Below are 19,509 nucleotides of genomic sequence, written 5' to 3' on the forward strand. Positions count from 1 at the left end.
GCGGTCAACTTTGGAATGTTCCTCTACTTATTTCGCAAAAGGCATGTTGAACAGCTTCAGTAACTCACGAGCTTCCTCATCAGTATTTGCTGTTGTAACGAAGATAATATCCATACCTCTTACTTTGTCAACTTTATCGTACTCAACTTCTGGGAAGATAAGCTGCTCTTTGATACCAAGAGCGTAGTTTCCTCTTCCATCGAATGCGTTAGGATTAACGCCACGGAAGTCACGTACACGTGGAAGTGCCAGGTTGATCAGACGATCAGCGAACTCATACATCTTCTCGCCTCTTAATGTTACTTTACATCCGATCGGCATTCCCTCTCTGATTTTGAAGTTAGCAACAGATTTTTTAGCTTTTGTTGCGATAGCTTTCTGTCCTGTAATCAGCTCCATATCTGCAATAGCTGCATCAAGAAGCTTAGCGTTCTCTTTTGCTTCACCAACACCCATGTTAATTACGATCTTGTCGAGTTTTGGCACTTGCATAACGTTTTTATATCCGAATTTTTTGGTCATGGCATCCATGATCTCATTAGTATAAAGTTCTTTTAATCTACTCACTTATGTCTGCCTCCTCTCTCAATTAATCGATAACCTTACCTGTTGCTTTGGCAACGCGGACTTTTTTGTCACCATCCATCTTAAAGCCAACTCTTGTTGCTTTTCCATCTGCCATAAGCATTACGTTGGAGATGTGAAGCGGAGCTTCTTTTGTGATGATTCCACCATTCTGGTTTGCAGCTGATGGTTTGGTGTGTTTTGTAACCATATTAACGTTCTCTACTAATACGGTATTGTCTTTTACGTTAACGGCAAGGACTTTGCCTTCTTTGCCTTTATCTTTACCAGCGATTACTGTAACAGTATCACCTTTTTTAATCTTCATAGCTGACATTAGGCACCCTCCTATAATACTTCCGGAGCTAAGGAAACGATCTTCATGAATTTTTTCTCACGAAGCTCTCTGGCAACTGGTCCAAAGATACGTGTTCCTCTCGGAGTTAAGTCGTCTTTAATGATTACGGCAGCATTTTCATCGAAACGGATATAGGATCCGTCTTTACGACGAGCGCCTTTTTTGGATCTAACTACAACAGCCTTTACTACGTCACCTTTTTTAACAACGCCGCCTGGTGTTGCATCTTTAACAGTAGCAACGATTGTATCGCCGATGTTTGCATATCTTCTTGTAGAGCCACCCATAACACGGATACAAAGGATTTCTTTTGCACCAGTGTTGTCGGCAACTTTCAGTCTTGTTTCCTGCTGAATCATACTGGTTATCCTCCTTATTTAACTCTCTCTACTACTTCAACCAGTCTCCATCTCTTGTCTTTGGACAGCGGTCTGGTCTCCATAACTTTTACGGTATCACCGATGTTGCACTCATTGTTTTCGTCATGAGCTTTTAATTTATATGTTCTCTTCACGATTTTCTTGTAAAGAGGATGTTTTACATGGTCTTCAATTGCAACTACGATGGTCTTATCCATCTTATTGCTGACAACCTTACCCACGCGGGTTTTTCTCAGATTTCTTTCCACGATTATGTCCTCCTAAATTCACTATTTGGAAGCGTTAGCTTTCGCAGTGATCACTGTCTGGATTCTGGCAATATTTCTGCGAACCTCTTTGATTCGTCCTGTATTGTCTAATTGATTGGTTGCATTCTGAAATCTCAGATTGAAAAGTTCTTTCTTAGCAGCTACTAATTCTTCGTTTAATTCTGCAGCTGATTTTGCCTGTAAATCTTCTACGAATTTATTAATTTTCACTGTTATCACCGCCTTCTAACTCTGCACGAGAAACTATTTTGCATTTACATGGTAACTTGTGCATTGCAAGACGTAATGCCTCACGAGCGATTTCTTCTGAAACGCCTGCGATCTCAAACATAACACGTCCTGGTTTAACAACTGCTACCCAGTATTCCAGGGCACCTTTTCCGGAACCCATACGAGTTTCTGCTGGTTTTGCTGTTACTGGTTTATCTGGGAAAATCTTGATCCAAACCTTACCACCACGTTTGATATAACGGGTCATAGCAACACGGGCTGCCTCGATCTGATTAGATCTGATCCAGCAAGGCTCGGTAGCAACAAGACCGAATTCACCATAATTGATCTGATTACCTCTAAGGGCTTTTCCTCTCATGGAGCCACGGAATTGTTTACGACGTTTAACTCTTTTTGGCATTAACATTATTTATCGCTCCCTTCCTTAGTTCCTTTAGTTGGAAGAATCTCACCATTGTAGATCCATGCCTTTACACCAACTTTGCCATATGTGGTGTCTGCTTCTGCGAAACCATAATCGATGTCTGCACGAAGTGTCTGAAGCGGAATAGTTCCATCGCTGTAGAACTCTGTACGAGCCATATCAGCTCCACCAAGACGTCCGGATACGGATGTTTTGATTCCCTTTGCTCCAGATTTCATTGTACGCTGCATTGTAGATTTCATAGCACGTCTGAAGGAGATACGGTTCTCCAGCTGAAGAGCGATGTTCTCTGCAACAAGCTGAGCGTCTCTGTCTGGTCTCTTAACTTCTTTGATATCAACGATAAGCTTCTTGTCTGTGTATTTAGCAAGTTCAGCTTTAACTTTCTCGATCTCAGCGCCGCCTTTACCGATTACGATACCAGGTTTAGCTGTGTAAATGATAACTTTGACTCTGTCAGATGCTCTCTCGATCTCGATCTTGGAAACACCTGCGCTGTATAATTTCTTTTTGAGGAATGTTCTGATGTTGTAGTCCTCTACCAGATAGTCTGCGAAATCGCTCTCTGCATACCATCTTGAATCCCAATCCTTGATAACACCGACTCTAAGGCCATGTGGGTTAACTTTCTGTCCCATGTCTATCCTCCTTATTTCTCATCCAGCACGATGGTAATATGGCTTGTTCTCTTCTCGATTCTGTAAGCTCTACCCTGTGCTCTTGGCTGGATTCTCTTCATTGTAGGTCCTTTATTTGCATAGCAGGCTGCAACGACGAGATTGTCTGCGTTCATTCCGTTATTGTTCTCAGCGTTAGCAATAGCTGATTCCAGTAACTTTTTGATTACGCTGGAAGCGTATCTTGGGTTGTATGTCAGGATACCAAGTGCTGTCTGCACATCTTTGCCACGGATTGCATCTAAAACGTAGCAGGCTTTCTGAACAGAAATTCTTGCATAAGATAATTTTGCAGACGGTCTTGTCTCTCTATTATTCTCATTTCTGGCTCTCTTAATCTGGCTTCTATGTCCTTTTGCCATTTTAAAGTGCCTCCTTTCGTCATATTCAATATTCAGGTAAACACCTGGGTTGCCCGGACCGCTTCTTGCGATCAGGCAGCCTGGTGAAAAGTACTAACTAGCGAACACCGGATTTCTTTTCGTCTTTTCCGTGTCCTCTGTAGGTTCTGGTAGCAACAAACTCACCAAGTTTGTGACCAACCATATCCTCAGTAATATATACCGGCACATGTTTTCTTCCGTCATGGACAGCGATTGTATGTCCAACAAAAGACGGGAAGATTGTGGAACGGCGTGACCAAGTTTTGATTACGGATTTATCATTTGCAGCGTTTAATGCATCTACTTTTTTAAGTAAGCTCTGATCTGCAAAAGGTCCTTTTTTCAGTGAACGAGACATTCTTAATCCTCCTTATTATTTGCTTAAAGCTTTTCCATCGCGTCTTCTTACGATGAGCTTGTTGGACGCTTTGTTTTTCTTTCTTGTCTTCAGACCAAGAGCAGGTTTGCCCCAAGGTGTACACGGACCTGGACGTCCAACCGGAGCGCGGCCCTCTCCACCACCATGTGGATGGTCATTCGGGTTCATAACAGAACCGCGAACTGTAGGTCTGATTCCCATGTGACGCTTACGACCAGCTTTACCGATGTTGATCAGGTTGTGATCACCATTTCCGATAATACCTACTGTAGCACGGCAGATGATCGGAACCATTCTCATCTCACCAGATGGGAGACGAAGTGTAGCGTATTTGCCTTCTTTAGCCATAAGCTGAGCACCATTACCAGCGGAACGAACCATCTGTCCGCCCTTTCCTGGGTGAAGCTCAATGTTATGAACCATAGTACCAACCGGGATAAGCTCTAACGGTAAGCAGTTACCTACACGGATTTCAGCTTCCGGTCCGTTCATAACTTTCTGTCCAACTTTAAGTCCTTCCGGAGCAAGAATGTATGCTTTCTCGCCATCTGCATAGCAGATAAGTGCGATGTTTGCTGTTCTGTTCGGATCATACTCAACAGATTTAACTACTGCCGGGATTCCATCTTTTCTTCTCTTGAAGTCGATGATTCTATATTTTCTACGGCTTCCGCCTCCCTGATGTCTTACAGTGATCTTACCCTGGTTATTACGTCCAGCGTTTTTCTTTAAAGACACGGTAAGGGATTTCTCTGGTGTTGCTTTCGTAATCTCAGAGAAGTCGGAACCAGTCATATGTCTTCTAGACGGGGTATATGGGTTATAACTTTTGATTCCCATTTCTTTTCTCCTTTCAAATTTGTTCTCACGCTTTTGAATGCGTATATTCGCGATATTCAGAGTGCCAAGAATTCAGAAGAAGCAGGTCGTCATGCTTGCATGTAAGACCGGATTCTTATGAAGACTTGAAAGCGTGTAACGCGACCGAGGAAGCAAAGCTTCCGAGGTGCACTCGTACGAATCGCAAGCTATCAATTAAAGACCCTCGAAGATCTCGATGTCTTTGCTGTCCTCTGTAAGGGCTACGATAGCTTTTTTGGATTTAGCAGTTTTTCCAACTACCATTCCACGGCGTTTTTTCTTACCATCAAGATTCATGGTATTTACGCTTTTAACTTTTGTTCCATCGAACATTTTCTCAACTGCTTCTTTGATCTGAGCTTTGTTTGCTTCCGGATGAACAAGGAAAGTATATTTCTTCTCACCCATAGCAGCCATGGATTTTTCAGTGATCACTGGTCTTTTGATCACGTCGTAATATTTAATATCTGCCATTATGCGTATACCTCCTCGATGGATGCTACAGCGTCTTTAGTTACTACTACAGTACCGTGGCTCATAACATCATATACGTTGATGCCGTTAGCAGCTACAGTCTGTACGTTCTCGATATTTCTTGCAGAAAGGATTACGTTCTTGTCTTCCTGTGCTGTTACAATAAGAGCTTTCTCTGCTTTCAGGTTTGTAAGGACCTTCTGCATTTCTTTTGTCTTTGCATCAGCAAGTGCAAGGCTATCAACAACTACGAATTTATTGTCCTGAACTTTGGAAGTCAGAGCGGATTTAAGAGCTGCTCTTCTTTCTTTTTTGTTCATTTTTACTTCATAATCTCTTGGAGTTGGTGCGAAAATAATTCCGCCGCCTGTCCACTGTGCAGCACGGATAGATCCCTGTCTAGCATGACCGGTTCCTTTCTGTCTCCAAGGTTTTCTTCCGCCACCGCTTACTTCAGAACGAGTTTTCGCTTTCTGAGTACCCTGGCGTTTATTTGCAAGCTGACGAACAACAGCAAGGTGAACAAGATGCTCATTGACTTCAACGCCAAATACTGCATCGTTCAGCTCCATTGTTCCAACTTCATTGCCTTCCATATTATAAACAGTTACGTTTGCCATTTGTGTGCTCCTCCTTTCTTATTATAAGGACTTTACTGTCTCTTTGATTGTAACCAAGGATTTCTTAGGTCCTGGAACAGCACCTTTAACTAACAGTAAGTTATTCTCTGTATCTACGCGTACGATCTCAAGATTCTGAACAGTTACCTGCTCGCTTCCCATATGACCTGGCATGTGTTTTCCTTTGAATACCTTGCTCGGATCAGAACAAGCACCATTGGAACCTGCATGACGATGATATTTGGAGCCGTGAGCCATAGGTCCTCTGGACTGTCCATGTCTCTTGATTGCGCCCTGGAAGCCTTTACCTTTTGAAACTGCTGTTGCATCGATGTGATCTCCAGCTGCAAAGATATCAGCTTTAATTTCCTGTCCTACCTCATATTCAGCAGCGTTCTCAAAACGGAATTCTTTAACGAATCTCTTAACTGCAACGCCTGCTTTTGCAAAGTGGCCTGTTTCCGGTTTGTTCACCAGTTTCTCTCTGATGTCGCCGAAGCCAACCTGAACTGCTGTATATCCGTCGTTCTCATCTGTTTTAACCTGAGTTACGACACATGGACCAGCCTGTAAAACGGTTACCGGAATTAACATTCCATCTTCGTTGAAGATCTGAGTCATTCCGACTTTGGTAGCTAAAATAGCTTTCTTCATCTTTCTTCCTCCTATAGCGGATTGCCCTTTCGGGTAATCATATAATAAATAGCTAAATGCTTATGCATTTACAAGATTAATTATTTTGCCTTCATCTTGATGTCGATATGAACACCAGCAGGCATTTCCAGTCTGGACAGTGCATCAACTGTCTTCTGGGTCGGAGCAATGATATCAATCAGTCTCTTATGTGTTCTCTGCTCAAACTGTTCTCTGGAATCTTTATATTTGTGAACAGCTCTTAAGATTGTAACAACTTCCTTCTTAGTTGGAAGCGGAACCGGTCCGCTAACTGTTGCACCATTCTTCTTAACAGTGTCGATGATCTTTGCAGCAGATGCATCTACTAACTGATGATCGTAAGCTTTTAATGTGATTCTCATTACCTGATTTGCCATAAAAAAAGTCTCCTCCTATTCGTACTCACTATCAGTACGACAAGCGGCGACTGTACACATCTCCGTGTGTGTCCTAAAACATCTTCCTGCTACGGACATTCTCTCACACGTCCCATCCCAAGATGGCTATTGAACTTGTACAGTGACTTGTCGTCAGTTTCCTAACTTGACATTCGCTCCACGGAAAACCCGCCTTACTCGGCGGCAACCTCGCGCTTCATTGCTATCATGTCACAGCAGATATTAGTATACACAAAGGTTTTAAAAATTGCAAGTGTTTTTTTCAAAAAATCCAGATGTTTTTTTGTATTATTTTAAATACAATCTAGGGTGTATCTGAAAAAGGCTTTCTGCAAGATGTGAGTGTGTATATTCCAGTTTTTTCTTTCTTCCTATTATATAGTGCTTCTAATAGTTGTCCGTTATACTCCTGCTGGCAACTGACAATCAGCTTTCATTATTTAATACAGTGGTTCTAAAGCCTCGCGAAGTCATTGTCTTTTCCTTAATAAAAAAAGAGAAGAGGCATCATCATCGAATGCCTCTTCTTTCCTATTATAATAATGAATCAATCTTCATCATCATAGTATTCATCTTCGTCCTCATCTTCGTCAGCAAAGATATCAGAATAATCAAACAAAGTAACCTTTGTTATCTCATCCTTCACAATGTCAGGAGCATCTCCTTCTTTCTTTGCTTTCGCAGCAAGCTGCGCCGGTGAATATCTTGGGATTGCCAGTTTCTTGATCTCAACTGGTTTATCCTCTTCTTCCTCATGAATCTCCGGAGCTGCTTTCTTCTTCGGTGCTGCCTTCTTAGTCTGTGTTGCAGGCTTAGCAGACTTCCTGACTGGTTTGGAGTCCTTTGCGGTAGCTGCTGCTACTTCTTTCTTCAGAAGTTCATGTGCTTCACTTGTAGCACTCTGTACAGCTCTTTGTGGCGCTTCCTCTTCCTCTACATCAAAATCGTCTTCATCGATTTCATCCACAAAGCCACCGGTACGGATCTTACGCTTCTCTTTCTTGCTGCGCTTGCCCTGTGCTTTGATCTCACGCTCTTCATCACGGTACTCACGCTCTTTACGCTTCTCTTCTTTCTTCAGCTCTTTACGGCTCTTCACGTATCCTGGTTCTGTATCCTCCGGATAGTCGTCATAATCATCCTGATCTTTTTTCCAGAGTTCTGCGATTACATAAAGAATAATCAGAAACAGAACGGTAAGTCCAAGAACAATCAGCCCCTCAATACTCTTGGTAGCTGCCATCAGATATCCGATAAACGGAATTGTTACAACAATTTTCGGAAGGTAGCTTCCAATTGCCACATTAATCGGCTGTCCCTGAGAAACAGTTGGATCCATAGCAGTACCTGTACCATTTGCGACATCAGCGCTGGCCAGTGTATAACGATACACTGCATTCTCATCATTTACAAGGATCGGTGTACCCAGAGCTGCTTCTTCGGTTTTAACCGGAATTGCATATGTAACAGATCCCATTGCCAGATTTGACTTGACTGTGGAGTCGTCTCTGATTTCAGTCGTCACTCCAAAGAATGGAGGAACCGCTAATGCAACCACACAAAGTATGGTACATATTACAACAAAATGTACTATAAATTTTAAAAACTTAGACATTGGTAACCATCCTCACTTTTTACGGCAGCCTTTACTGGTTGCTCAGATACTGTTCAATACTGCTCATCGCAGCTTCTTCATCTTCACCATTAGCAGAAAGTGTAATCTCCTCACCGGCGTCAAGTCCCAGTGTCATCATACCCATAATACTCTTGGCATTCACTTTCTTCTTACCTACTTCTACGTAGATTTCACTGTTGAACTGACTTGCCACCTGTACCAGCTGTGCAACGGGTCTGGCTTCAAGCCCTGTGGACAGGTGAATGGTGATTGGTTTTTTAATCATAATAACTCCTCCTTGTTTTCCCTCAGGTCATCTGCAAGCAGGCTTAATTTACGAAGCCGGTGATTTACTCCAGACTTTCCAACCTGTGGGTTCAACATCAATCCTAGTTCTTTAAGTGTTGCTTCCGGATACTGCAGCCGCAATCTGGCGATCTCTTCAAGTCCTTCATTCAGACTCTCCAGGCCCACCTTTTCCTCAAGAAGTCTGATATCCTCGATCTGCTTCACTGCTGCATTAACCGTCTTATTTATATTAGCAGTCTCACAGTTTACCTTCCGATTCACAGAATTGCGCATCTCTTTCAGGATACGGATATTCTCCAGATCCATAAGAGCTACATTTGCTTCCATAATAGCAAGCATGTCTACAATCTGCGCCCCTTCCTTCACATAGAGTACATAAGACTTCTTACGCAGAACCATCTTGGCATCTATATGAAAGCTGTGAATAATTTCCTGCAGCTGCCCGCTGATCTCCTGGCTGGGACATACAATTTCGAAATGGTATCCCTTCTGAGGATCACTGATCGAACCTGCCGAGAGAAAAGCACCGCGTACAAACGCCCTTTTGCAGCAATCCCTCTGATATACAATAGAATTGGATACAAGTGGCATCCCTCCGCTCACTCCCGAAAATTCCAGCTTGGCAGAATCCAGTATTTCCTTTACTAAAAACTGATCAATAATGGAAATACAATAAAGATTTCCCTTTCTGAAACGGTCAATCCGGGAATTTGATACATCTGTCTCTATATTAAATGTTTTTTGCAATAATGTAAAGCCTTTTCTTGAAAGTGCCTCATTTTCTGTCTGGATACGCAGGGATTTTCTCCCATCAGTTCCAGCCTCCAGGCTGCCGCAGAAAGTAAAGATTGCAGCCAGTTCCGCAATCCTGCAGTGTCTTCCGGAGCCGATATGCCTGGAAAGTTCTTCTTTCACCATCCCTGAAAAAGACATTCCACGATCTCCTCTTTCTATTTTTTCAATAGGCGATCTTTATCCACATCTCTGTGCTCCAATCGAAAACCATATTCACCATTTCTGGCAATCCGGCTGTACAACTCCCTTGCAATGGTAACAGAACGGTGCTTGCCCCCTGTGCAGCCAACTGCAATTACAAGGCTTGTTTTACCTTCCTGTGCATACTTAGGAATCAGGAACTCCACCATATCTTCCAGTTTATTTGCAAAAATCCTTGCGGTCTCATTATCCATTACATAATTAAACACGCTTTCATCCATACCGGTAAGGGGACGTAATTCATCTTCATAATATGGATTCGGAAGAAAACGCACATCGAATACCAGGTCTGCATCTGCCGGAATTCCATACTTAAATCCAAAAGACAGAACCGTGACCATCATATTACAGAATTTTTCATTATTTACAAAAATCTTCTCAATTTCCTGGCGCAGCTCCCTTGTAAGAAGGTGACTGGTATCAATAATATAATCAGCTCTCTTACGAAGAAAATCCATTTTCTGGCGTTCCAGACGGATTCCGTCATCTACCCTGCCGTTACTGGCAAGCGGATGGCTGCGTCTGGTTTCCTTATAACGCTTTACCAGCACGGAATCTTCTGCATCCATAAAAAGAATCTCAAAATCATATCCAGCTTCTTTCATATGATCCAGAACCTGTGCCAGTTCTTCCAGAGAGTGACCGCTTCTGGCATCAATACCAAGAGCCGCATTCTGGACTCCTTCTTCATGTACTTCCAGCATCAGGGAAGCAAATTTCTCCACCAATGGAATAGGAAGATTGTCCACACAAAAATAGTGGGCATCCTCCAGCATTTTCAGCACAGTAGACTTACCTGCGCCGGAAACGCCTGTAACAATTACAAATCGCATAATTTATCTCCTGCCGGGCAAAACAGTGTCACTGCTCACGGCCTGACCAGTAGCAGTAAAACGGACTCTTCTGCCTCTTATGTGTCTTAAATCCATTCCAAAGGATTCTTCATGGCTCTAGAATTCTCCCAGAAACTTCACCTCTGGTTCAAGCTTCACACCAAATTTCTCCATAACAATTCTTTGAACATCAGACATCAACGTGGTAACATCTTTCGCTGTGGCATTTCCTGTATTGATCACGAAACCGCAATGCTTCTCAGAAACCTGGGCACCGCCTACCTGATAGCCTCGCAATCCGCTGTCCATGATCAGTTTGCCTGCAAAATAGCCCTCTGGCCGTTTGAAAGTGCTTCCTGCACTTGGATAAGAAAGTGGCTGCTTGCTGGTTCGCATCCCTGCTAGCTCCTGCATACGGCTGCGAATCTCCTCCTGATCACCCTTTTCAAGAGAAATGACAGCTTCCAGAACAATATAGCCTGCTTCTTTTATCACACTGGTTCGATAACCCATGTGAAGTTCATCTGCCTGCAAGGTCAGGACTCCGCCCTCTGGAGTAAGAACCGTGACTTCTTTCAGAACATCCTTCATTTCTCCGCCATACGCTCCTGCATTCATCACCACAGCGCCGCCTAAGGTTCCCGGAATTCCCCCTGCAAACTCAAAGCCAGTCAGCGATGCCTCTCTTGCAGCTGCAGCAATTCCAGATAAAAGAGCTCCTGCCTGGGCATGGATCCTGCTGTCTTCAACTCTGATCTGTCCAAAGTTTCTATACAGCTGCACTACTACTCCCTGATAGCCCTTGTCGCTTACAAGAAGATTGCTTCCATTTCCAAGAATAAAATACGGAACATTTTTTTCCTTACAAACAGCTATGATTTTCTTAATCTCATCAGCATTCTCCGGTACCAGAAAGAAATCTGCCGGACCGCCAATTCGGAATGTAGTATGCCTGCTCATAAGCTCCGCTTCCAGTATCCGGTTATCTTCCAGAATTTCCTGGAACCGCTGTTTTAAATTTACATTCACAGATTTACATCCTCTATCTTTCTATACTCAACTTTTCTATCAAATGATATCTGCGCCAATCCTATTCTTTCCATTGCCGCATCGTTTTATTATACTATTTAACTTCACAAATGTACAGAAAAAACGCATATTTTCCAAGATTCTTTCCATACTAAATGTTGTTATGACAGTTGCAAAACAACAAACTTTTCTCAGCGACAGGTTCGTTTCGTGAAAGGAGATCTCACCCATGCTCCAGCAAATTTTCCTATCCATAGTTGGCTTCTGCTCTGGAATCATCATCGCAGGCGGTGTAGTTGGCCTGCTTATCGGTCTTTCCATCGTTCCCCGCTATGCCGGTATCACTCATACAGGAAAACATATATTGTTATATGAAGATATTACGCTTCTTGGCATTGTATGTGGTAATCTTTTTTTCCTCTATGGCTGGCACATTCCAGGCGGAACCTTTACTCTGCTCCTTTATGGACTTTTTTCCGGTATCTTCCTGGGCGGATGGATCATGGCACTTGCTGAGATGGCAGATGTTTTCCCCATCTTTTCCAGAAGGATCAAACTGACCAATGGAATCCGATGGGTCGTAATCGCAGTGGCCTTCGGAAAAGCTTTGGGATCTTTGTATTATTTTTATAAACGGTGGTTTCCCTGAATTGCGTAAAAAAATCAACGCAGCTAATTTTCTATAATAAATAAGAAGGAACGTTTTTACCAGACTTTCCTTTTTTATCCTTCTTTGACACCTTGGCGCTTTCTTCTTTATTTTCTCCGGTGATTATCGGACATTCATCTGACAGGTCACGGTACCATTTCCGATAATCTGCAGGAGAACAGCCCATCTCTTTTCGGAAAGTCTCTGAAAAATAGCTTGCTCCTGCAAAACCATTTTCCACTGCAATATCTCCCATGGAAGCTGTCTTCTCCAGAACTGCATCCATACTGTTCCAAATTCTGCATTTCTGCAAATATTCGAATGGAGTCATCTCCATATGTTTCTTAAAGAAACGGCAAAAATCACCAGTGCTTACCTGACATGCTTCTGCCATAGCAGAAAGAGTCAGTTTCTCGTTACAATGCTCAGTGAGATATCCTGTCATACGATTCAGTTTCACCCGTTCTCTGATCACTGCATTCTTACATTCCGGACGCGGCTGGGCAAATTTCTTATAAAGACTTCCCCATGCAGTGAACAGCCAGCTCTTCATATCCAGTTCATAGGCCATATCCCTGCCTTCTGCTGTCTGCGCAGCGGCGAGAAGTGCCTGAAGAAGAATGTCTTCATCTGTATCTTCCTCAGCTGACGGCATAAACCTGCAATAAGCGAAGGATTCTGCTTCTGCAACCGGTGAAATATATTTATTCTGAAGGCTCTCATCTCCAGCTGCCAGATACTCTCCAGCCACCTCAATTATATAAAAACTGCTGCTTTCCTTCTCACTTCTGACCAGACGATAGGACTGTCCTGCATTGATAAATAACGCCTCGCCAGCTTCCAGATCTACTTTTTCCTGATTTATCTGACACTGTATTTCTCCTTCTTCTGCCAATAGAAAAGTGAATGCATTCCCACTGATGCATGGCATATGTCCAAATTCCGGCTGAAGCAGTCCCAGCTTATAGATTCTGATCTTATTCTCAGTTTCCTCTGTAAGGAGCTGTACTCCCTTCCCTATAAAATATTTTCCCATAAGGTACCTCTCTTCTTCGGTTTATAATATGAGGCTACTGTCATTCTGTTTATGAGCAATAGCATCATCTTCCGTAATAACTATAACAATACTATCATGATAGTATAAATTCAGCTAAAAAGAAAGTATATTTTACATATTTTTTCACATAATAATAGAAACCAAAAGGTTACTGTACTCTAAGCAAGCAATTCCATTCATCATAGCTACAGGAGGCATTTATGAACAGTTCCATACCAAAAGCAAAGCAGAAACAATACGCCGACTATGTAAAACAGATCACCCCTACCCACAGTCTTCCCATGAACATGGCAAAGGCTTTTCTCACAGGCGGTGTAATCTGTGTCGTTGGGCAGATTATAACAAATTTTGCAAAATCCAGAGGATTAGACCAGGATATGGCCGGTACCTGGTGTTCTGTTACCCTGGTTTTCATCAGTGTTATTCTTACTGGATTTAATATTTATCCAAAGATTGGAAAATTTGGCGGAGCGGGAAGTCTGGTTCCAATCACCGGTTTTGCTAATTCCGTAGCCGCCCCTGCCATTGAATATAAAACGGAGGGTCAGGTCTTTGGAATCGGCTGCAAGATTTTCACCATTGCAGGTCCTGTAATCCTTTACGGAATCATGAGTTCCTGGATTGCCGGAGTGATCTACTATCTTCTGAAAATAATGGAGGTGATTTCATGAATCCACAGACACCAGCCAGACTTACCGGTTCTGCCAGTATGAGCTTTCAGAATCCGGTTTACGTTGTAAGCTGTGCTTCTGTAGTTGGAAAAAAGGAAGGGGAAGGACCTCTTGGAAGCAAATTTGATCTGGTCTGCGAAGAACCTATGTTTGGAGAGGCTACCTGGGAAGCTGCGGAAAGCACCATGCAAAAAGAAGCAGCCGCATTGGCCCTTGGAAAAGCCGGACTTACTCCAGGGGATATCCGCATGACCTTCGCAGGTGATCTTCTGGCTCAGACTACCGCCTCTTCCTTTGGAATTGCCGGAATGGGAATCCCATTTTACGGACTTTTCGGTGCATGCTCCACCATAGGGGAATCCCTCTCTCTTGGCGCCATGTCTGTTGCAGCCGGATACGGAGAACATATTCTCTGTGCCACTTCCAGCCATTTTGCCAGCGCAGAAAAAGAATTCCGATTTCCTCTGGCTTACGGAAACCAGCGTCCTCTCTCAGCCACGTGGACGGTTACCGGGAGCGGTGCCTGTGTTCTCTCCGGAACTTTGCCTGTTCCGGAAATTCCGGAAAAGACTGATCCGCTAATTTCAGCAGAAGGATGTGTCCAAATAACAGGACTCACCACTGGAAAGCTGATTGACTTTGGACTTAAGGATTCTCTGAACATGGGTGGATGCATGGCACCTGCCGCCTGCGATACCATTTACCGGAATTTTTGTGACTTTGACCGAACACCTGATGATTATGATGCAATCTTCACCGGAGACCTGGGAGCTGTTGGAAAACGGATCCTGCTGGATCTGTTAAAAGAAAAAGGATATGATATAGAGTCCATTTATCAGGACTGTGGACTTTTAATCTTTGATGGTGAAACACAGGATACTCATTCTGGTGGAAGTGGTTGTGGATGCAGTGCATCTGTGCTGGCTGCTTATATTCTGCCGGAACTGGCAAAAGGAACCTGGAAAAAGGTGCTCTTTGTTCCTACAGGAGCATTGCTTTCCAAAACAAGTTTTAATGAGGGAGATTCCATTCCGGGGATTGCACATGCTGTAGTATTAGAGCATGTTTCAAAAAAAGATCAAAAGCAGTAAACTAAATAATTGTGCGTACTTCCTGTATAATTGCAGTCCTATAAGCCGTACTGTATTAATTATAATCTGTCTCTACCAACTATCTTTTTCTGTATCTATGAGGAGATGATTTCATGGACTATTTTAATGCATTCTGGGTAGGTGGCCTGATCTGCGCCCTTGTCCAGATTTTACTTGATAAAACCAAACTTATGCCTGGACGTGTCATGGTTCTTCTTGTATGCACCGGCTCTATTCTTGGCGCCATAGGCATTTATCAGCCTCTGATTGATTTCGCCGGTGCCGGTGCTGCTGTGCCATTACTTGGTTTCGGGAATACACTATGGAAAGGTCTGAAAGAAGCCATCGACACAGATGGTGTCATCGGGCTTTTCACAGGAGGCTTCACCGCCTGCGCAGCTGGTGTCTCTGCAGCCCTGATTTTTTCTTATCTGGCAAGCTGGTTTTTTAAACCGAAAATGAAAGAATAACAACGTACTTTATCCTTGCCTGAAACCAACATTTTTTACAATGGGAGTGAATTTCATGAGTGACACACTATACATCCAAACCGAAGAAAACGTGGAGGTTCATCACCCCCATGTCTATCTTCAGGACATTGCCAAGCTATCCTGCACCAATTCCAAAATTTTAAATCACCTAAGGGTTCTCCCGGTAGCAAACCTGGATCCGGACAAGACAGGCCGGTATGTGATTTCTGTTATGGATCTTATAAATGATATCCAGCTCAAAGAGCCTGATCTTGATATTACGCATATTGGCGAACCAAACTTCATCATCACCTATCAGAAGGAAGGAACTGTCAATATTGTTATAAGATGGTGCAAAGTCATATTTGTCTGCCTCGCCACCTTTTTCGGTGCAGGCTTTTCCATTATGACCTTTAACAATGACGTAGACATCCCCGCTCTATTTGAGCAGATCTACACCCAAGTCACCGGACAGCCCACAACCGGCAATACTGTCCTGGAAATCTCCTACTCTCTCGGTATCGGTCTTGGTGTCCTGTTCTTCTTCAACCACTTCGGTAGAATAAAGCTCACCGACGATCCCACACCTATGCAGGTGCAGATGCGTCTGTATGAAGATGACATAAATACCACGATCATTGAAGATATTTCACGAAATAAAGAATGACCGCTCACAGTAAGTTACTGTTCACTCCGTGACCAGTAACACGCTTCGCGATGCACAGAAATCATGCATTCGCATGATTTCGCGCCGCAATTCTCGTTTTTTTTGTGAACTTTGTTCACAAAAAACACCTCGCGGAACATTACCAGTGAACAGTAACCACAGTAACTCTTTCTCGTCACAATTTGCACCAAGCCGTTGCTATTTTTATAAAAAAATGATACTATATCTTTATGTGAATGCTCTCTGTGAACACTTTTCCACAGGGAGCTTATTTTACCAGAAGAGGAGACACATCATGAACAATTACAGAATGGGAACAAAATGTGTTCAGGCCGGATATAAACCGGGAAATGGTGAACCAAGACAGATCCCGATCATTCAGTCAACAACATTCAAATACGATACCAGCGAGGATATGGGAAAACTTTTCGACCTTGAAGCTGAGGGTTATTTCTACTCCCGCCTTCAGAATCCTACCTGCGACCATGTTGCAGCCAAGATTGCTGCAATGGAGGGTGGAACTGCAGCTATGCTCACTTCTTCCGGACAGGCAGCCAATTTCATGGCTCTGTTCAATATCTGTGAGTGCGGAGACCACATTGTGGCTTCTTCTTCCATTTATGGCGGAACCTTCAACCTGATCTCTGTTACCATGGCCAAAATGGGAATCACCGCAACCTTCGTTTCCCCAGATGCTACTGAAGAAGAATTAAACGCAGCTTTCAAGCCAAATACCAAAGTTATGTTCGGCGAAACCATTGCGAATCCGGCACTTACCGTCCTGGATATTGAACTTTTTGCAAAAGTTGCTCACGAACATGGGGTTCCCCTTGTAGTCGATAACACCTTCCCTACACCAGTAAACTGCCGCCCCATCGAATGGGGTGCTGACATTGTTACTCACTCCACCACCAAATACATGGACGGACATGGCGCAGCATTAGGCGGTGCTATAATTGATGGCGGTCACTTTGACTGGATGGCGCACAAAGACCGATATCCAGGACTTTGCACGCCAGATGAGAGCTATCACGGAATTACATATGCTGAGAAATTTGGAAAAGAAGGCGCATTCATCACGAAATGTACCGCTCAGCTTATGCGTGATTTCGGTTCCATGCAGTCCCCGAACAGTGCTTTCATCCTGAATCTTGGACTGGAGTCTTTGCATGTACGCATGCCGAAGCATGTGGAGAATGGACAGGCTGTAGCAGAATTTCTGGAAAGCCACCCGAAGGTAGCTTATGTAAATTACCCGGGACTTCCATCTAATAAATACTATGACAGAGCAAAGAAATATCTGCCAAACGGTGGCTGCGGCGTTGTTTCCTTCGGTCTGAAGGGCGGCCGGGAGGCAGCTTCCACCTTTATGCAGAACTTAAAGCTTGGCGCAATTGAGACTCACGTAGCAGATGCAAGAACCTGTTGCCTGAACCCTGCCACCTCCACCCACAGACAGATGACAGACGAGCAGCTCATTGAAGCTGGCGTACCGGCAGAGCTGATCCGTATCAGCCTTGGTCTTGAGGATAAAGAAGATCTGATCGCGGATATTTCCAATGCGCTGGATGCAATTAAATAATTGCATGCTTTCCACAATAACGGATTGAAATTATAGAGTTTTACACTTTTTATAACTATTCCTACACATAAATCCCCATAACAGACCTTAAATTTGATCTGTTACGGGGATTTTTCTTTCCCTCACTAAAGCATATACCACGTCAATTATTTTCGATGGAGAACTGCCATGTTTTTTTTCCATATTATTGAACTTCGAATAAGCAATAACTTCTCCATCTCCATTTTTACAAATGCTATGCCAGAATTTTTTATTGTAATTCCAGGGCAGGTATGATACAATTTATCCGGTTAACGGAATGCAGCACCAGGGGGAGCGCCCTTGTGCTGCGGTCAGAATTTGTGATGACGAAAACCAGATTGCGAGGGAGCCCGTAAGTCCGGGTTGAGAGGATCCCGTCAGGATCGACCGAAACCTGTTCACCTTTTTTGCAGGTGGATTGTCAGCATCTGCTCGAAAGTCATTTTCGATACATGCTGGGAGGCATGTATTTTTATTTATATGAATAATGAGCCCTTCTCACCATGGCATATTTGAGAATCCATTGCTGTAATCTCTATTCCCAGCTTTGCAGAAAATTTTTTCAAACATTCTATAGTAAGAAATTGGGCAATTTTCTCGTTATAACCGACTTCCAGCAGAAATAAAGTTACTGCCCATTTTATTCGCAGCGATTCGCTTTGCGTAACATTTCAAATGCACAGTAACACATTATATGATCAAACAAAAGCATGGAGGTATTTCACTATGAAGAAACACATTGTATCCGCACTTTCCCTGGCATTATGCCTGGGACTTACCGTTGGGAGCACTGTCACTGTTTTTGCAGAGGACACCAAAACCATTGATTCTCTGAAGATTGCATTTTCCCCATATGCAGATTCCGACACCATCACCACTGCTACCGAGCCGCTGGAAGATTTACTGAAGGAAACATTGCTCACCAAGGGGTATGACGTGGAGAACGTGGACATGACAGTAGGTACAAGCTACACCGCTGTTGGCCAGGCTTTAAGTGCTGGAAGCGCAGATATCGGATTTATTTCAGGCGGAAATTACGTACTTTTCTCTGATGACTGTGACGTTCTTCTTACCGCCCTTCGCTATGGAATCAACAAAGATTCTGATGATCCGAAAGATTGGAATGATGGTACAATCGAAGAAAACACCGATGAGATGTCTACCTATTACCGTTCTATTATTCTGGCAGGTCCAAGCGAAAAGGGACAGGCTTTACTGGAAAAGGTAAATAACGGCGAAGAGCTTACCTGGGATGATCTGAACGATGCTACCTGGGCTGTTATGGGACCAACTTCAGCTTCCGGTTATATTTATCCAAGCTTATGGCTGAACGAAAAATATGGAAAGGGAATCAGTGATCTGGCAAATGCGGTAGAATCTGATTCTTATACAACCTCTCTTGCACGTCTGGCTTCCGGACAGGCTGATGTGATGGTTTCTTATGGCCACATCCGTACCAAATACGCACCGGAATGGAAAGAGACCTTCGGAGGTACAGATGATATGGTAAATCAGACTGGTGTGATCGGAGTTACAGATAAGATTTACAATGATATGATTGCCTACAGCAAAACTTCTGAAGTTATGCAGGATGAAGATTTCCGCCAGGCGCTGGGAGATTCCTTTATTGAGATTGCGAATACGGACGAGGGAAAAGATATTATCAGCGTGTTCAGCCAGGTTGGATATGAATGGGGCGATGACTCCAATTACGATGGCGAGCGCGAGGCGCAGGAGCTGCTGAAGTCTATGGAATAGACTTCAACTTTTCTGAATAGTTACAAAATATTTTAAACTGCCGGGGCAGATTATTTGCCTCGGCAGTA

At 43.4% G+C, this 19,509-nt stretch carries 27 protein-coding genes; 7 read left to right on the forward strand and 20 right to left on the reverse strand.

The features are described from left to right. Window positions 1-27 precede the first annotated feature (27 nt). From rplE to murB, 19 genes are all read right to left on the reverse strand, one after another. On the reverse strand, window positions 28-567 hold the full coding sequence (gene rplE / locus PGQ38_RS09755) for a 50S ribosomal protein L5 (protein ID WP_118581202.1): 540 nt from the start codon (window positions 565-567) through the stop codon (window positions 28-30). Window positions 568-589: 22 nt separating this feature from the next. Beyond that, on the reverse strand, window positions 590-901 hold the full coding sequence (gene rplX, locus PGQ38_RS09760) for a 50S ribosomal protein L24 (RefSeq protein ID WP_118581205.1): 312 nt from the start codon (window positions 899-901) through the stop codon (window positions 590-592). A gap of 11 nt (window positions 902-912) precedes the next feature. Then, the gene (rplN, locus tag PGQ38_RS09765) at window positions 913-1,281 is read right to left on the reverse strand and encodes a 50S ribosomal protein L14 (RefSeq protein ID WP_022067326.1); all 369 of its coding nucleotides are present in this window, start codon (window positions 1,279-1,281) and stop codon (window positions 913-915) included. Between the two features lie 14 nt (window positions 1,282-1,295). Further along, on the reverse strand, window positions 1,296-1,550 hold the full coding sequence (rpsQ, locus tag PGQ38_RS09770) for a 30S ribosomal protein S17 (RefSeq protein ID WP_302672207.1): 255 nt from the start codon (window positions 1,548-1,550) through the stop codon (window positions 1,296-1,298). 21 nt (window positions 1,551-1,571) lie between these two features. Further along, window positions 1,572-1,781, reverse strand: a complete 210-nt coding sequence (gene rpmC, locus PGQ38_RS09775) for a 50S ribosomal protein L29 (protein WP_118581208.1) — start codon at window positions 1,779-1,781, stop codon at window positions 1,572-1,574. Beyond that, window positions 1,771-2,208 (reverse strand): 50S ribosomal protein L16, encoded by a 438-nt coding sequence (gene rplP / locus PGQ38_RS09780; protein ID WP_117852531.1) that lies wholly within the window; start codon window positions 2,206-2,208, stop codon window positions 1,771-1,773. Before rplP ends, rpmC begins: the two co-directional genes overlap by 11 nt. Then, the gene (gene rpsC, locus PGQ38_RS09785; RefSeq protein ID WP_117852529.1) at window positions 2,208-2,864 is read right to left on the reverse strand and encodes a 30S ribosomal protein S3; all 657 of its coding nucleotides are present in this window, start codon (window positions 2,862-2,864) and stop codon (window positions 2,208-2,210) included. The genes rplP and rpsC overlap by 1 nt, the downstream gene beginning before the upstream one ends. Before the next feature lie 11 nt (window positions 2,865-2,875). Continuing rightward, window positions 2,876-3,265 (reverse strand): 50S ribosomal protein L22, encoded by a 390-nt coding sequence (gene rplV / locus PGQ38_RS09790; RefSeq protein ID WP_117852663.1) that lies wholly within the window; start codon window positions 3,263-3,265, stop codon window positions 2,876-2,878. A 97-nt stretch (window positions 3,266-3,362) separates the two neighbouring features. Beyond that, the gene (rpsS, locus tag PGQ38_RS09795; protein WP_015526921.1) at window positions 3,363-3,644 is read right to left on the reverse strand and encodes a 30S ribosomal protein S19; all 282 of its coding nucleotides are present in this window, start codon (window positions 3,642-3,644) and stop codon (window positions 3,363-3,365) included. A gap of 15 nt (window positions 3,645-3,659) precedes the next feature. Further along, window positions 3,660-4,505, reverse strand: a complete 846-nt coding sequence (gene rplB, locus PGQ38_RS09800) for a 50S ribosomal protein L2 (protein ID WP_118581211.1) — start codon at window positions 4,503-4,505, stop codon at window positions 3,660-3,662. 195 nt (window positions 4,506-4,700) lie between these two features. Continuing rightward, entirely contained in the window at window positions 4,701-5,000 is a 300-nt protein-coding gene (rplW, locus tag PGQ38_RS09805) for a 50S ribosomal protein L23 (protein ID WP_117852524.1), read from the reverse strand. Further along, on the reverse strand, window positions 5,000-5,620 hold the full coding sequence (gene rplD / locus PGQ38_RS09810) for a 50S ribosomal protein L4 (protein WP_118581214.1): 621 nt from the start codon (window positions 5,618-5,620) through the stop codon (window positions 5,000-5,002). Before rplD ends, rplW begins: the two co-directional genes overlap by 1 nt. Window positions 5,621-5,641: 21 nt before the next feature. After that, on the reverse strand, window positions 5,642-6,274 hold the full coding sequence (rplC, locus tag PGQ38_RS09815; RefSeq protein ID WP_117852520.1) for a 50S ribosomal protein L3: 633 nt from the start codon (window positions 6,272-6,274) through the stop codon (window positions 5,642-5,644). 80 nt (window positions 6,275-6,354) lie between these two features. Next, entirely contained in the window at window positions 6,355-6,672 is a 318-nt protein-coding gene (rpsJ, locus tag PGQ38_RS09820; RefSeq protein WP_117852518.1) for a 30S ribosomal protein S10, read from the reverse strand. A 568-nt stretch (window positions 6,673-7,240) separates the two neighbouring features. Next, on the reverse strand, window positions 7,241-8,308 hold the full coding sequence (locus PGQ38_RS09825) for a hypothetical protein (RefSeq protein ID WP_118581217.1): 1,068 nt from the start codon (window positions 8,306-8,308) through the stop codon (window positions 7,241-7,243). Between the two features lie 31 nt (window positions 8,309-8,339). Next, window positions 8,340-8,594, reverse strand: a complete 255-nt coding sequence (locus PGQ38_RS09830; protein WP_118581220.1) for an HPr family phosphocarrier protein — start codon at window positions 8,592-8,594, stop codon at window positions 8,340-8,342. Beyond that, window positions 8,591-9,550, reverse strand: a complete 960-nt coding sequence (gene whiA, locus PGQ38_RS09835; protein WP_118581223.1) for a DNA-binding protein WhiA — start codon at window positions 9,548-9,550, stop codon at window positions 8,591-8,593. Before whiA ends, PGQ38_RS09830 begins: the two co-directional genes overlap by 4 nt. Window positions 9,551-9,567: 17 nt before the next feature. Beyond that, a complete protein-coding gene (rapZ, locus tag PGQ38_RS09840) occupies window positions 9,568-10,446 on the reverse strand; it encodes an RNase adapter RapZ (RefSeq protein WP_118581226.1) in 879 nt (292 codons plus the stop codon). A gap of 117 nt (window positions 10,447-10,563) precedes the next feature. Further along, window positions 10,564-11,475 (reverse strand): UDP-N-acetylmuramate dehydrogenase, encoded by a 912-nt coding sequence (gene murB, locus PGQ38_RS09845; RefSeq protein ID WP_118581229.1) that lies wholly within the window; start codon window positions 11,473-11,475, stop codon window positions 10,564-10,566. 229 nt (window positions 11,476-11,704) lie between these two features. Between murB and PGQ38_RS09850 the strand changes: the two genes are divergently transcribed. Continuing rightward, entirely contained in the window at window positions 11,705-12,124 is a 420-nt protein-coding gene (locus PGQ38_RS09850) for a stage V sporulation protein AB (RefSeq protein WP_173716322.1), read from the forward strand. Between the two features lie 31 nt (window positions 12,125-12,155). Here PGQ38_RS09850 and PGQ38_RS09855 read toward each other — a convergent pair whose 3' ends face one another. After that, window positions 12,156-13,160, reverse strand: coding sequence for an AraC family transcriptional regulator (locus PGQ38_RS09855; protein ID WP_118581232.1), 1,005 nt, complete (start codon window positions 13,158-13,160; stop codon window positions 12,156-12,158). 221 nt (window positions 13,161-13,381) lie between these two features. Between PGQ38_RS09855 and PGQ38_RS09860 the strand changes: the two genes are divergently transcribed. The 6 genes from PGQ38_RS09860 to PGQ38_RS09885 all read left to right on the forward strand — a co-directional run bounded on the left by PGQ38_RS09860 (window position 13,382) and on the right by PGQ38_RS09885 (window position 19,441). Continuing rightward, a complete protein-coding gene (locus tag PGQ38_RS09860; RefSeq protein WP_118581234.1) occupies window positions 13,382-13,852 on the forward strand; it encodes a SpoVA/SpoVAEb family sporulation membrane protein in 471 nt (156 codons plus the stop codon). Continuing rightward, complete coding sequence (locus PGQ38_RS09865) at window positions 13,849-14,943, forward strand: stage V sporulation protein AD (protein ID WP_118581237.1); 1,095 nt, start codon at window positions 13,849-13,851, stop codon at window positions 14,941-14,943. Before PGQ38_RS09860 ends, PGQ38_RS09865 begins: the two co-directional genes overlap by 4 nt. A 113-nt stretch (window positions 14,944-15,056) precedes the next feature. Beyond that, entirely contained in the window at window positions 15,057-15,413 is a 357-nt protein-coding gene (locus PGQ38_RS09870) for a SpoVA/SpoVAEb family sporulation membrane protein (protein ID WP_118581240.1), read from the forward strand. Window positions 15,414-15,468: 55 nt separating this feature from the next. Then, window positions 15,469-16,080, forward strand: coding sequence for a stage V sporulation protein AA (locus PGQ38_RS09875; protein ID WP_270431529.1), 612 nt, complete (start codon window positions 15,469-15,471; stop codon window positions 16,078-16,080). Between the two features lie 295 nt (window positions 16,081-16,375). Next, window positions 16,376-17,662, forward strand: a complete 1,287-nt coding sequence (locus tag PGQ38_RS09880; protein ID WP_148461650.1) for an O-acetylhomoserine aminocarboxypropyltransferase/cysteine synthase family protein — start codon at window positions 16,376-16,378, stop codon at window positions 17,660-17,662. A 747-nt stretch (window positions 17,663-18,409) separates the two neighbouring features. Beyond that, window positions 18,410-19,441 carry a phosphate/phosphite/phosphonate ABC transporter substrate-binding protein gene (locus tag PGQ38_RS09885; protein WP_148461651.1) on the forward strand — a complete coding sequence of 344 codons (1,032 nt, stop codon included), beginning with the start codon at window positions 18,410-18,412 and terminating at the stop codon, window positions 19,439-19,441. The last annotated feature ends 68 nt before the right edge of the window (window positions 19,442-19,509 follow it).

It is taken from the genome of Blautia faecis (assembly GCF_027662325.1).
GTDB classification, from domain to species: domain Bacteria; phylum Bacillota; class Clostridia; order Lachnospirales; family Lachnospiraceae; genus Blautia_A; species Blautia_A faecis.